The organism is Ruegeria sp. CDSA236, from assembly GCF_059611285.1.
The window spans coordinates 18,866-32,729 of sequence record NZ_JBXWPG010000016.1; the positions used below are offsets into that span (position 1 = coordinate 18,866).

The 13,864-nt window shown below is 54.1% G+C and carries 9 protein-coding genes; 3 read left to right on the forward strand and 6 right to left on the reverse strand.

The genetic code is table 11. The features are described 5' to 3' along the window. Positions 1-300: 300 nt before the first annotated feature. From AC2FLB_RS19260 to AC2FLB_RS19270, 3 genes are read right to left on the reverse strand one after another with little or no spacing between them, the layout of a single operon-like run. The gene (locus AC2FLB_RS19260) at positions 301-1,617 is read right to left on the reverse strand and encodes an HlyD family type I secretion periplasmic adaptor subunit (RefSeq protein WP_496709870.1); all 1,317 of its coding nucleotides are present in this window, start codon (positions 1,615-1,617) and stop codon (positions 301-303) included. Between the two features lie 14 nt (positions 1,618-1,631). Next, a complete protein-coding gene (locus tag AC2FLB_RS19265; RefSeq protein WP_496709871.1) occupies positions 1,632-3,722 on the reverse strand; it encodes an ABC transporter transmembrane domain-containing protein in 2,091 nt (696 codons plus the stop codon). Then, positions 3,719-5,425, reverse strand: coding sequence for an ABC transporter transmembrane domain-containing protein (locus AC2FLB_RS19270; RefSeq protein WP_496709872.1), 1,707 nt, complete (start codon positions 5,423-5,425; stop codon positions 3,719-3,721). The genes AC2FLB_RS19265 and AC2FLB_RS19270 overlap by 4 nt, the downstream gene beginning before the upstream one ends. A 180-nt stretch (positions 5,426-5,605) precedes the next feature. Between AC2FLB_RS19270 and AC2FLB_RS19275 the strand changes: the two genes are divergently transcribed. Then, a complete protein-coding gene (locus tag AC2FLB_RS19275; RefSeq protein WP_496709873.1) occupies positions 5,606-8,608 on the forward strand; it encodes a PA14 domain-containing protein in 3,003 nt (1,000 codons plus the stop codon). 224 nt (positions 8,609-8,832) lie between these two features. Beyond that, entirely contained in the window at positions 8,833-9,168 is a 336-nt protein-coding gene (locus AC2FLB_RS19280; RefSeq protein WP_142635900.1) for a hypothetical protein, read from the forward strand. A 175-nt stretch (positions 9,169-9,343) separates the two neighbouring features. Here AC2FLB_RS19280 and AC2FLB_RS19285 read toward each other — a convergent pair whose 3' ends face one another. Next, positions 9,344-11,083, reverse strand: coding sequence for an arylsulfatase (locus AC2FLB_RS19285; protein ID WP_496709874.1), 1,740 nt, complete (start codon positions 11,081-11,083; stop codon positions 9,344-9,346). Between the two features lie 143 nt (positions 11,084-11,226). Here AC2FLB_RS19285 and AC2FLB_RS19290 point away from each other — a divergent pair, with 143 nt between their 5' ends. Next, complete coding sequence (locus AC2FLB_RS19290; RefSeq protein WP_496709875.1) at positions 11,227-12,135, forward strand: LysR family transcriptional regulator; 909 nt, start codon at positions 11,227-11,229, stop codon at positions 12,133-12,135. Between the two features lie 29 nt (positions 12,136-12,164). Here AC2FLB_RS19290 and AC2FLB_RS19295 read toward each other — a convergent pair whose 3' ends face one another. After that, positions 12,165-13,163 (reverse strand): formylglycine-generating enzyme family protein, encoded by a 999-nt coding sequence (locus AC2FLB_RS19295; RefSeq protein WP_496706376.1) that lies wholly within the window; start codon positions 13,161-13,163, stop codon positions 12,165-12,167. Between the two features lie 183 nt (positions 13,164-13,346). After that, positions 13,347-13,853, reverse strand: a complete 507-nt coding sequence (locus AC2FLB_RS19300) for a hypothetical protein (protein WP_496709876.1) — start codon at positions 13,851-13,853, stop codon at positions 13,347-13,349. Positions 13,854-13,864 lie beyond the last annotated feature (11 nt).

A 13,864-nucleotide genomic window follows, 5' to 3' on the forward strand; every position in this document is an offset into this window, starting at 1 on the left:
GGTAGTGCTGATTGCGGCAGGGGAAAAACAGCACCTTGTTGCACGTGCGGATTAGGATAGAGCGCTTCGTTTACATCGAAGATGCCGGGAGTTCGAGTCTCTCATCACCCACCATTTCCCGCTAGTTTCTAATATCCTTGCTGTGGGCAAATCGACACTGAATGCCCAGTGTTTTGGATGTTTGTATGCTCTGTTTTACGAAACCGATGCTGTTGTAAGTCGGCCCTTGGGAAAGCGAATTCAGGCTGGATTTTGGCAGTTACATCTTCATTTCCTCTGGCTCTGAGATGCGCCAAAAATCTAGCGCTCTTTGAATGCCCCCTCGATAGTCTGTTGAACCGGCTTCAATAGGTATGACAAAAGAGTCTGCTCTCCGGTTGTCATTTCGGCCACCACGGTCATGCCTGCACTCAAAGGACGTTGGAACGATCCCGATCCGATTTTGTCTTGGGACAGGGCAAAGGCTGCGCGGAAATAGGTCTCTCCGGTCTGCTCATCTGTCAACGGCAACGGATAGACCGATTGCAGACGCGCCGGGACTTTCCCAAATCGACGCACATCAAAAGTATCAATGCTGACGGCGACCGGCTGATCAGTGCTTACATGCCCAACTTCGGAATTGGGTATCCTCGCCTCGACAACCAGTTCCTGTCGTGTCGGCAATAGTTCAAATATCGCCTCTCCGGGGGCGATGACCTCACCGGGGCTAGGGTGTGTGACCGCCTGGATGATGCCACGAGCCGGAGCAGAAATGCGCAGGGCGTCCAACTTGGAGGTTACCACGCCAACCGATACACGCAGGCGCGCATCTTCCTGTTCCAATTCGGAAAGCCGAATAAGCGTTTCTTCGCGTAACGAAAGGGTTTCCCGGGCCAGAGATGCCTTTGCCAAAGTCAGGGCGTTCCTGAGTTCCGCAACCCGGACCCGCGCGTCAGAGACGGCAGCGCGCAATGCATCAACCTCGTCCTCTTCCTCCAGAAAATCGCTTAGGGATTTGAGGCCTTGTGACTGCAGCTGCGCGTATCGCTGCAAGGCAATCTCTTTCTTGTCCACCCGTTCCTGAGCGACCGTAGCCGCCTTGGCTAGGATAGAAAGTGTCCCCTCCTGCTGGAAAATAGACAGACGCTGGATACGCTGACTTTCGGCATACAGCTCCAGCGCCGCCGAAGCGCTTGTTAAACCGCTCAGGGCAAGAACCCCGATTTCCGACTGAGACAACGGTTCTGAACTGCCCAGTTTTGTCAGCACGGCGCGCGCGTTCGCCAATTCCTGCCCGACCGCTGACATCTGCCCCGCAAGGACATCGCGCTCGTGCAACAGGTCTGGGTGTTGAAGCTGAATCAGGACATCGCCCTCTTCGACAATCTGACCGTCATGGACATGCACAGACTGAACGACACCGCCCAGCAGTGTCTCGATCTGTAAATAGTCTCCGAAAGGGATGATTGTACCCGGTGCGCGCGTGATTTGCGGGATCGCCGTTTGCGTTGACAGAGCAATCAGGCCAGTGATCATCCCCAAAGAGGTCAATGCCAAAAAGGCTGCCAGGCGCGGTTTCTGCCTGCTGCGATTTCGGCTGTTCACTTCCGACGCCTCTTGCGGGATTGGTTTATTCAAGAATATGGCCATGGCTATCCTCCGAGCGCTTTCAACACGGCTTGCAGCTTCTTCCGGCCAGCCTCTCCGGTGGCATTCACAGCAACCTTGTCGCCATTGAGAAATATGAAACGGTCGGCGATCTGCATGAATGAGCGGTCGGCGGTTGCGATGACTACAGTGCATTTCCCCCGCTTGTCACCAACCCAGTGCTTAAACAGGTGACGCCGACGATCCGAAAGACCATTGGTCGGTTCGGAAAACAGAAAGAGCGAAGAAGGCCGCGCCATGCAGCGAGCCAGAGTCAGCGCTTTGACCGCCTCTTCAGGCAACTGCGACAGCACAGTGTCGGTCAGTCGCGTTTCCTGGCCTTCTGGTAAAAGTTCGAGATCATGCAGCAGGTCCATCCCGTCCAGAGCCTCGGCAACCTGGTCCGGAGAAAGGCTGGGCACCGCCAGGCGGAAATTCTGCGCGACCGTGCCATAGAACAAGGATTTCTCATAGGTTGCGTATGTGACGGATTTCCGTAATTCGTCGCGAGCGATCTGGCGAATATCTATCCCATCATGCTCGATGGTGCCGCTCAGGGGGCTATACAGCCCGTCTATCAGGTCGAGAATGGCAGTGCGACTTGCCGTATCACTCCCCATGACCAGCACGACCTCACCCGGATTGCACTGGAAACTGACCTGCGAAAGGATCGGAGGATTCAACGGATCTGGACGGTACGTCACCCCCGAAAAACAGACCCAACCGCTAAGCGTCTTCTGATGCGATTGCTTGAGCCCCATTTCCAACTCTTCGGGCAGTCCAAGAACTCGATCGGCTTGTGTGCTGCTGGACCGGAACGACAGAATTTGCGGGAAGCTGGTGTACAGAGATTGAATCGGAGCCAGCATTTTGGACACCAACGCGATGGAGGCGATCATTGCGCCAAAGCTCAATGAGCCATTCAGGGCCCCATATGCGCTTAAAACGACTGCCCCGACCGTCGCCAACCCACAGATTGACTGTACAAGCGACTGGGTAAGTGACTGAAACAAACGCGCACGTGCTGTCGCGCGTTCGCCGGCTTCAGCAAGGGGCAGACTGCGTGCCAGCCATTGTTTCTGCATTCCCAGATTGACCATCACCTGTTGATGCAGCACCGCGTCATGAATGGCGGCTTGACTGGCCGCATTAGCCTCGGCCGCCGACTTGTCCAATCGTTGTTGAAAGGCAGAGGTAAAGATACCAAGGCCGACAAGGAACAGGATCGAACCCAATGTCAACAGACCGACAGATGGCGCCAGATAACACAAAACCGCAAAGAAAATCAGAACGAAGGGCAGGTCAAGAAAAGCTCCCATTACCGGACCGGTAAACATGTCGCGCAGGGATTCGAATTGTCTGAACCGGGACAGTTGCTGATTTATGTCAGACTTCTGAAGCTGGCTCAGTGGAAGGGACATCAACTTGCGAAACAATGCCTCCATCATCTGTCGTTCGCCATTCCAGCCAATGTAAGCAAGCGCTCGGGTACGAGCGTGACGAAAACACAGGTCGGAGAGGCCGATTATGGCCACACCGAAAGCCAATGAAATTAGAAGATCGACTGATCCTGACGGAATCACGCGATCGTAAATGGCCATAACCAACAGGGGCGCGGTCAGCCCCAGCAGGTTAGTTAGAAACGACGAAATAATCAGCCATGGCATCATCGCCCGCAAGCCACCAAATGCTGCTCCTACAGTTATTGGGCGGTCGTCTTCGTGTTGATGATCAAACCGGTCGATCCTGATAACCCTGCAAAAACGATGTGTTGGCTGTAATAAACGCAGATCGGGATTGTGATCGTCGCTGACCTGGATGCCGCGCCCTGTTCGTCCTATCGCAAGATAGCAGCCTCCCTGATCTGGAAAGACCATGGCCGGGCATTGCCAATCAGATATCTCGTTTTCGCGGCACCTCAACTGCGTATGGGGAAGACCAAGGTTGCGGAGCGTCTGAAGAATATCCTCTACCCGAAACCATTCGGACATGTGTGGCGTAGCTTCGATGATCGCATCCGGACGGTTTCGCCATCCGCCCTGAACCAGAAGCTGCTGTAACAACTGCGCTGCAATTTCCGCGTTCAAAGCGATCATGCCGCCCCCTTTCTGATAAGCTTTGCCGCTGTTTGCTCTAAAGTCGTGTCGAGTTCCCATTCCGCATACACACCCTCGGCAGAGGACCTGAGGCGAACTGTCTCTTGTGTGAGGTTCTTCATTCGGGGATCGGGGCTGGCAATAATCAGGGTCAGTCGCGGAGAAACAGACATTAGATAGTCAGCCAGCGCTTGCCTTTCGGCAGTGTCCAAAACTGCCGTTGGCTCATTCATAAGCAGGATGCGCGGCTGCAAGGCCAGAGCCCGTGTCAGGGCGATCATCTGCCTGTTCACCGGGTCTTTTTCAAATGCTGTCCCGGTGTTCAGCGGAGTGTTATAGCCCAGAGGAAGACGATGAATGCGTTTCTCCAGCCCTAATGCTGCAGCTACTGTTTTTGCTCGCTCGACCATCGCGGCATCACCAAAAGCACTGAGGTTTTGCAACAGCGTGCCGGACAGGATCGCTGGCTGAGCCTCGAGCATGACCATGGCGTTCTGCCCACGCTGTGCCGCACGTTGGACTGCGGGCCGTTCGTCGATCCAAACTTCTCCTTGATCGGGCATTCGTTGCCCGGACAAGGCATCGAAAAGCTCGTCTACCATCCAGCTTTTCTCAGCTTCAATCAAAACCCCAACAGAAGGCGCGCCGCGAAATCTGATAGGGCCGAAACTATGCCCAGAGCCATTCAACCGCTTCATCGAGACATCATTGATCTCGATCCTGCCGGTCAAGGCTGGCTGATCAGAGACCGCACTGGAAACCGTCTGCAGACTGCCCATTTCGCCGAGCCTGCTGCGCGAGATCGCGACATTCTCGGACTGGACCCAAAGCGCCATCAGCTTGGTTAACGGCTGCACAATCCGGCCGTTCAGCAACATGCAGGCAGCCATTTCAGCAATGCCAATCAGATTGCTGATTACCAGATAGGCTCCAAGCAGACCCATGGCCGCCACGGTCATTTGCGAAAAGATCGCTCCGAAGTTTTGGGCCAGACCGGAAAACTGAATCAGCTTCCGGCTCATATCCACTGTCTGGCTTTCAAGCATCTCAAAACGGCGGGTCATTTGCCGCTCCATCCGGTTGGCCTTGACCGTCTGCATGCTAGTCAAAATCTCGGATAGAAACGCATAGCGGCGCGTGTCGATTGATTTACGACGGCGGAACAAATGCCATTGCGCACGCTTCATGATGGCCGCGAAAATGGTGACCGTACAAAATGCTCCAAGCGGGACCAAAACAAGCCACCCCCCGATCAACCCGATCAGCACCGCAAACAACAGGGTGAATGGCAGATCAATCAAAAGAGTTTGCCCCTGCCCGGCCTGGTGATCTCTTAACTGGCCGATCGCCCCGAAACGTTCCGCGTAAGTGCTTGCCGGAACCTTGGAAAAGCTCAGCGTATTCGCTGTGATCACCGTGGTCATAAACCGCTGGAAATTCGATACAGCGGCATCCTCAGCTGCAGCCGAGAGCAAAATTGCACGGCATTGACGCAAAATCAGCTCCAACACTGCGCTGACCAATAACACAACTGTCAGGACCCGCAGGGTGTCGACCGACTGAAATGGAATGATCCGATCAAAGATCAGCAGGATCGAAATTGGCATCAGCAACGAAAGCACATTCAGCGAAATGGATGCAGCCCAGACAGGGATATCGCTTTGTCCTGCCGTCATTCGCCCGGATAACCCACGCGGTTTCATCGTTCTCTTCACCCAGTTGGTTGGCCTTCAGCTTTGGGGACGTAAAATTGAAGAACAGTAAATCTGAGCGCCGTGAGAGAGGATATTTTCTCTTAAAATTTAAAGGTTTAATTGACCTTCGCTGAACACCTGCATGGTAAAAGGTGACGTGAATCAACAAATTTCCTGAGGTGTCACGCGATGAGCAATATGAAAGACAATCCGGAATTTCGGGCGAAAACACTGCAGGCCGAACACGACGAAACGCATGAAATCGCCGCTCATCTATCGCGCAATACTGTCAACACCTCTGACGATCCCAGCCGCAGTACATTGCATACCGGCGAGCAACAATCCGGCGCGCTGGAAGACCGCGCGCGCTTTGAAGAGTCGATTGAAACGCTGAACGTAACCGCGCCAACCGCGGTTGAAAGTTTCGAGGCACCAACCGACCAGAGCCTATCCAATTTCAGCACAACTGGATCATCAAGTGCCGCGCAGCCTTTGCAGTCTGAGGACACAGCGGACACACCCGCGGTGCGTACCCCGCCTCTCGAAGGGAACATGCCCGCCCAAACTCCTTTCGAGCTACAACAGGCCATTGAAATTGACCCACTGGCTCTGCAAGCGGCGGAAGCAAGTCAGCCGATTTCATTCCAGAAAACTGCCGGACAGTCTCCAGATTTTTCGGAGCCGGACGTGAACGACGCCCCCGAAGAAATCTTGTTGGACGGCACGACTATAGCCGAAAATGCAGTGGGCGGCGTGGTCGGAACCCTTTCGGTTGTGGACCCGAATGACGGGGAAACACATACATTCGAAGTCTCGGATGCCCGCTTCGAAATTGTCGACGGTCAGCTACAGCTAAAACCCGGCCTCTCGCTGGATCATGAGGAGGCGGCGCAGGTCGAGGTGGATGTCACAGTCACCGATGCCGGCGGGTTGGGCCTGACGGAAAGATTCACGGTTGATGTTCTCGACGTGAATGAAGGCCCAGTAGGTATCGCGCTGAACGATACCACAATATCGGAAAACGTCACCGGTGCGATTATTGGCCGAATCGAGGCGATCGACCCGGACGCGGAAGATGCCCACGTATTCGAAGTGTCAGATGACCGGTTCGAGGTCTTCAATGGAGAGCTTCGCGTGAAACCCGGGATGCAGTTTGATCACGAAGAGACCGCTCAGATCGACCTGCAGGTCACCGCCACCGATTCTGAAGGGCTGAGCGTGACCGAGTCTTTTGTCATCAACATCAAAGACATCAACGAAGGACCCACAGATCTTAGCCTTGGCAATGACACTGAAAACCTGATCCACAACGGTAGTTTCGAAGAGTTTGACCTTGATGAAGGTCGCTGGCGGGGATTTGACGGCGACGATAGCGGCGCCTGGACCGACGCAAACGGGATCGAAATCTGGGACCGTCTCGGCGGAACCCAGGCTTCTGAGGGTGATCAACTAATGGAAATGGACCATGCGCGCGGCGTAGACAGCATCTCTCAGGTCGTCGAAACCGAGGCAGGCCAGCTTTATGATCTTGGCATCGACCTGCGCGAACGCCTTGCAGGTGGAACGGACACGGTTGAGGTCTACTGGAATGGCAATTTGGTCGCGGAGCTTGATCCTCAATCCGCCGAATGGCAAACATTCGACCTTCAGGTGGTTGGAACCGGTCAGGACAACCTGGAGCTGAGGGAAGCTGCAAACCAAAATGACAGCTATGGCGCGCTTGTCGACAACATTACTCTGACTGCGGCCGAGCTAACGGTGGCCGAGAATGTTGAAGGTGCCGTTGTTGGAAAAATCTCTTTTGACGACCCTGACCTTGGCGGCTCGCATCGGTTTGAAGTCTCTGATGACCGGTTCGAGGTTGTCGACAACCAGTTGCGGCTAAAACCTGATGTGGCGCTTGATCACGAAGAGGCCTCATCTGTAACGGTGGATGTAACTGTCATTGACGAGGGCGGGCTTACTCTGACCGAAAGCTTTACCGTCAATGTCGCGGACATGGTCGATCCCCGTATTTCCGCCGGCACAGATGGGGACCAGCCCCAAGTCACCGAGAGCGAGCCTGACGAGCCTGAACCAGATGCAAAACTTCCTGATGGGAGTGATGCCCAAGATCCCATTTCGGAAAAGGCAGAGTTTCAGCCAGATGGTCTCGGTCCGGTTCAGCCTGAATCGCCTGCTGATCCGAACCAACCTTCGGCACCATATGAGAGCGGAGCACAGCCCCCTGCCCCGAGCGCCGAGATGCAAACTGGTTTTCATGCAAGTTACTACGATGTAGACCAGAGACTGACCCGAATGGATCAAATCGACTGGAACTCAGCCCCGACTCATCAGGAAGTTGTTTCCAAAATCGACTACGAACTTGGAAAAGACTCATTCTGGGAAGGCGGATCCTCCGACACATTCGGTGCCAGGCTGGAAGGGTCCTTCACTGTCGAGGAAGGGGGCAGCTATACTTTCTTTGCCGGAGCAGATGATGGGATTGCTGTTTTCATCGATGGAACAAAGATCATCGAGTACGATAAGCCACATGGGTTTCGCACGTATTCAGAAGAGGTCAACCTTGAGCCTGGGACTTATGGCATCGAAGTCCGATATGTCGAGAACCACGGCCATGCGGGGCTGAAGCTGGAATGGGACGGTCCGGATACCGATGGCCGTGAGGTGATGCAGGCCGATCCCGGTTTGTCGGTTCCCAAGGACGACGCGATCCAAGTTGGCATCCAGGTGTCGCATGCGTCTGATCAGGCGAATGTTACACTGGAAGGGTTACCGGCAAATACCCTGATAATCAGTGGTGAGCATTCGGTGATCACCAATGGTGATCCGGTGGATTTGTCGGGTTGTAACCTGAACCACCTGGAGCTTTCCCCGCCAGTAGGTTTCGAGGGCGTAATTCATGGTCAGATCGTTGTGTCAGACATAGACAGCGCCGGCACTCTCATCACTTCGGAAAACCCATTTGCCCTGACCGTCGGTGACGACCCTGTCAGCCCAGGGAATTCTTTGGACGAAGAACTGGCTTACGAAGCGCTGTACTCGAGTACTCCTGGAACCCTGCCTTGGGATGCTATCCATTCGACCGACAATGCCCCAGAGGTGGATGTTCTGGACGAGCCGATCTCAACCCTCGGAGATGCAAATATTACTTGTATTGAAACAGATACTTATGAGAGATTTGATTGGTAGTGAATGCAATGCTCAGTGGAGCCGACCTGCATTCTGTTCTGGGATGCGATCTTTGCCACAGGCTTCTTGCCGAGACGCTAGAATCTTGATTTTGCAGACGGTCCAACACCTATATTTTCTTTGGTTGTGCCCAAGGCACAGTCTGGCCAGAATTTCAGCAAATTTATGACAGAAATCACACCTAGCTGCGGCGTTCGAAACGAATCTGCTCTAGGTGAGATCAAATGAAAAAGTTGGCCATTCTTCTTATATTTATGCCCTTCACGGCGCTTGCAGAAGAGCGGGTGTTTGAATGTCAGTCGCCAGACGAACAGCATCCCGAAATGGCTGCGAAACTGATCAAATATGAAGATCAAAACAAAGGTCGTATCAAGATCGGTGACATCGACAAAGAGGTCGATGTTTTCCCGGGGCTCGATACCTTGACCTACCTGTATATCGGCGAGGATCACACGCTGAGTTATAACGTCCACCCCCAGAAAGGCACGTTCGATTTCTCTGCCTCTGGTAGTAGAACCGGTTGGGGCAAAGGAACTTGCACGGAAATCACAGGGCAATAACCCGCATCTCCTCCTAACAATGCACCGGCCTGTTCCATGGGCGTGTGCTTGCGGCAAACAGTGGCTGCACCCGCAGTAGCGCCACATATCTATCGGCGGACCAACCAGCACTGTGCCTTTTTCAAATATACGCATCGCGCCGTTTCCGTCCCGAAACGGCGCGATGACATTTCAGTTAATGCGCGCCACTGCGCTTGGCGTTGACGACCGTCTGCTCCAGAGGGTTATAGCCTTCTGGAACAGGCACAAGATTTACCCTTTTTGCATAGTCCTCAAAATAGGCCTGCATCGCTGCGACACGCTCGGGCATCTGGTCCGCCAGATTGTGTAATTCCGACGGATCAGCTTCGATATCAAACAGTTCCCATTCGCCTGTGCCTTTAGGGGCCAGATTCTGCATCAGTTTATATTTGCCCTGGAATACTGCTGAGGACCCTGCAAGCTCATATCCGACCGGGTTGTTATCGTCGCGCACGGTTTCCGTCTCACCCTTCAGGACCGGCATCATACTGATACCGTCTGGCGTATAAATTTCGCGACCGTCATAGACCGGTCCGGGAACGTCTACGCCGGAAACGTCAAGAAGTGTTGGAACGATATCGCGAACAAAGGCAAATTTATCGACTTGCGATCCGGGCTCGACAACACCCGGGAATTTCACGATCAAAGGGACACGCAAACCACCCTCGGTCGAGAATGTCTTAAAGTAGCTGCCCGGAACCGCTGCGGCTGCCGCCCAGCCAGGGCCGTAATCAGCATAGACACCCTGCTGCCCCATATCCGAATAATCGCCGTCAAAATCCTCGATATAGACCTTGTCGTAATGGGCTTTGTACCAATCACGATAGGCTTCAGACAGCGGCAACTGGTTCGGATCCGGGCCGTTATCCGCAAGGAAAATGACGATGGTGTTGTCCGCAATACCTTTTTCATCCAGATAGCTCAGAATCCTGCCGATATTGACATCCATATTGTCCAGCATTCCGGCATAGGTCTGCATCCGTCGCGCGTTGAATGCTTTTTCTTCGTCGTTAAGCTTTTCCCAATCCGGCATCTGCCACGGTTCATAAGAGGTTTTCGCAAACTCCGGGTCCAATTCCACATCCGGAGAGATCAGCCCAAGTTCCTTCTGCTTTTTCAGACGCGAAACCCGCAGGGCCTCGAACCCTTCGTCATAAACGCCGTCATATTTGTCGATGAATTCTTTTGGCGCCTGATGAGGATAATGGACGGCCTGATACCCGACCCAGGCCAAAAATGGTTTACCGTCATCCAGGTTGCTGTCGATGTAATCGATCATCGTTTGGGTATAAAAATCGGACGAGAAGTAGTCGTCCGTTGGCAGGCTGACAAGCTTGTCGTCCTCGTAATAGTGCACCCGCGTATAGAATGGGGCATAGGGCTGCTCGACCCAGTTATCCGCACCGCTTTCGCCCAGCATAAAGGATTTCTCAAATCCGCGGTCATAAGCGATCGTGCCAGGCTCATGACCTAGGTGCCATTTGCCGGTCATATAGGTGTGGTATCCTGCGTCGCGCAACAGACGCGGCAACGCAACAACTTTGTCGTTCAAATGACCTTCATAGCCAGGCTTGCCGAATTGGTTATCGGCCTGAATCTCTAACATATTGCCGAGGCCTGCGAGATGGTTGTCGACACCGCTGATCAGCATAGTCCGAGTGGGCGAGCAAGACGCTCCGACGTGGAAATTGGTGAACAGCATACCGTCATCTGCCAGTTGGTCGATCGAGGGCGTTTCGATTTCACTGCCAAATGCGCCAACATCGGAAAACCCCATGTCATCTGCGATTAGAATAAGAACGTTTGGGCGTGTATCCTCAGAATCGGCAAGTGCTGCAGTCGTTGATAACGCCGAAGCGCCAAGCACAGCTAATATATTCCTTAAAGGAACCATTGAATCCTCCGTTATGTGGGAAGTCCGGGGCGTCGTGCCACGGTCGACAATAATGTCGCAGGAAACGACAATTCCGGCTACAGAAAGAGACGACCATTCCATCATTTGGTATGAGCGTTCTGAATATTGGAACGAGGGTGTAAATGATTGATTCCAAAGCCATAGATGCGGTGCGCTCATTGGCCAGACACGGCAACTTTCGCGTGGCAGCGGATGCAATCGGAACCTCTCCGGCAAGTTTCTCACGCTATATCGGCCAGGCAGAAACTTATGCCGGTCAGGCGCTATTCGAACGGACAGGCCGCGGCGCAACCATCAGACCGGCGGGGAAACGCTTTCTGCAACTTCTGGACGCGCTGCACAATGCGACCAGCCAGTTTGAAGCAGGAGTCAAACGGCTGCGTTCGGTCGGCCCGGAGGTGCTGAATATCGGCTGCGGCCCCCTGACGACCCGGACGATCATCACGCCGCTTCTGGCAGAGCTGCTTGATAACTGGCCAGATCTTCGCGTCCGCGTTGATGTGCGGGCCACCATGGAACCCCTCGAAGCATTGCGGATAGGGCGTCTGGACGTGGCGGTTTGCGATCTTACGCACACGCCCAACCTAAGCGATCTGGACATTCAGGTCGTTCGAAAGGAACCCGTTTTCTTCTGCGCTCGCCCCGACCATCCCATTCATCAGGCTACTCCGGTCTCAATCGCTGAGGTGTTTCGGCATCCGTTTGTAACCGCGCATATGCATCGCCACTGGCGCTCTGCCATTGCCGCCACTTTGGGGAATGACGAGAAAGCCTGGCATATTGTTGACCGATTGCCCCAGATCGAAAGTGACGATTTCTCTTTAGTTGCCGATATGGGCTGCAGAGCAGACCTGATTGCCGGAGGAATGAAGGAAGATTTTGATCAGCACCTGAAATTGGGGATGTTGAAAGAGATACGAACCACGCAACCTCTGACCTGGAACATATGCGCTGCCCGTCGCAAGGGCGTTAAATTTGCCGCGCTTGATATGTTCTGGAATCGATTGTGCCACCAGTACGGGGCGGAATAAGCCCGCCGCATGACCGGAATGCCCGGCGGTTAGTCTACATCGCGGACAACGCGAAATCCGACATGATTGCTGCCCAACGACATCTCAACCGGCTGCCGCGCTGCAGGTCGGTAACGCAGACAGAAATTCGGTGCGCAAAGCCATGAGCCCCCTTTGACCAACCGCATTGCACCCATCGATGCGCTACCGAACTGGGCGGCAAAGGCCTTTTCCGGGCCGGTAGGATCAATTTGGTCGCCAGGAATGTGCCCCGGCACCCACCAGTCGGCCACGTGCTCCCAGACATTGCCCGCCATGTCATACAGGCCGTAGCCATTGGCCACATATGAAGCTACGGGTGCGGTTCCGACATGGCCATCGTCAGCCAGGTTTTCGCTTGGGAACTGTCCTTGCCAGGTGTTTGCCTTCCACCCATTGCTGGGATCATAGCTGTCACCCCAGGTGTAGTCGGCGCCTTCGATCCCGCCGCGAGCTGCAAATTCCCATTCGGCCTCGGTCGGCAGACGACCTCCGATCCACTCTGCAAATTCTGCGGCATCCTCGGGTGACACATGCACCACCGGATGGTCGCCCAGTTCCGCAATCGAACTGCCCGGTCCTGCCGGGTGTTGCCAGCTTGCACCTTTGACATAGCGCCACCATGCGTTGGGATTATTCAGCGACACCGCTTCCTTAGGCTGGGCGAAGACCATCGATCCAGGCTCAAGCAAATCTGCAGGCAGACCCGGGAAATCCTCCGCCGACAAGCCACGCTCTGCCGTTGTCTGATACCCGGTTTCTTCGACAAATTTCGCAAATTGGTCGTTGGTAATTTCTGTCCGCGTAATGTCAAAGGACCTGACATTCACTGGATGGACCGGAGTCTCTTCCGCTTGAAAGTTTTGCGAACCCATCAGGAATTCTCCACCATCCAGCCGGACAAACTCAGGACCTGGTTTGGAACCGATACTGGTATACCAAACGGCAAAGCATACAATCGCAACCACGGGAACCGAGCCATAGGCTAGCAATCTTCTTGAAAGGGGCATGTAGCATTAACCTGTTGGATCTATCAGGGGTGAATGTAGTGATTTGGTACGGTTTTCAATCCCCTACTGTGAATGGGCAGCATTTCCCCCCTTCGACCTGAGCTTCAACGAAAGGCGCGCGCCTGCCTGCTGCGAAGCAAATCCACCTACACTTGTAAATTCATGTCAAATTGGGACCGCTGTTCAATTCAAACGATCCACAGCTGCCAAAGCACCCGACAGAGCGACCTTGATCTCTAAGGGCATGCCTCTGCCCTGTTTATATTGATTGGCCGCGATCCAACCTGCCTTGTGCCCCCGCGCACCGATCGCCTTCATCCGTGCATCAGCCGCAGAATCCGGCATTTTTTCAACCAAGTTTCTCGAATACTCGATCTCATCGCGGGACAAAATCATACCAACCGCACTGTATACATCCATGCCTACTTGCATCGTCAAATGATCCAGCCGATGCGTTGCCCCAGACAACATCCGCGTGCAATAGGCCGCCAGAAAATACCAGCGAAAGATCGCAAGTATGCGCTTCTGAGTATCAGTGACTGTATCCACCTCAAATATTGCCGTGGCGGATATCTTTTCAAATGCTGAACTGGCCGCCTGCGAGGCCTGAATAATCTGATCCTCGCGCACGTCTACGGGTATGACTGGCGGGACAGGTGTCACGACCGGCTGGTAAGTTTCGAAATTCATGCATGGCCTCC

Coding starts and splice junctions, on each gene's coding strand:
- AC2FLB_RS19285 (WP_496709874.1), bottom strand. CDS start 11,083: ATGGTTCCTTTAAGGAATATATTAGCTGTGCTTGGCGCTTCGGCGTTA.
- AC2FLB_RS19275 (WP_496709873.1), top strand. CDS start 5,606: ATGAGCAATATGAAAGACAATCCGGAATTTCGGGCGAAAACACTGCAG.
- AC2FLB_RS19265 (WP_496709871.1), bottom strand. CDS start 3,722: ATGATCGCTTTGAACGCGGAAATTGCAGCGCAGTTGTTACAGCAGCTT.
- AC2FLB_RS19270 (WP_496709872.1), bottom strand. CDS start 5,425: ATGAAACCGCGTGGGTTATCCGGGCGAATGACGGCAGGACAAAGCGAT.
- AC2FLB_RS19295 (WP_496706376.1), bottom strand. CDS start 13,163: ATGCCCCTTTCAAGAAGATTGCTAGCCTATGGCTCGGTTCCCGTGGTT.
- AC2FLB_RS19280 (WP_142635900.1), top strand. CDS start 8,833: ATGAAAAAGTTGGCCATTCTTCTTATATTTATGCCCTTCACGGCGCTT.
- AC2FLB_RS19290 (WP_496709875.1), top strand. CDS start 11,227: ATGATTGATTCCAAAGCCATAGATGCGGTGCGCTCATTGGCCAGACAC.
- AC2FLB_RS19300 (WP_496709876.1), bottom strand. CDS start 13,853: ATGAATTTCGAAACTTACCAGCCGGTCGTGACACCTGTCCCGCCAGTC.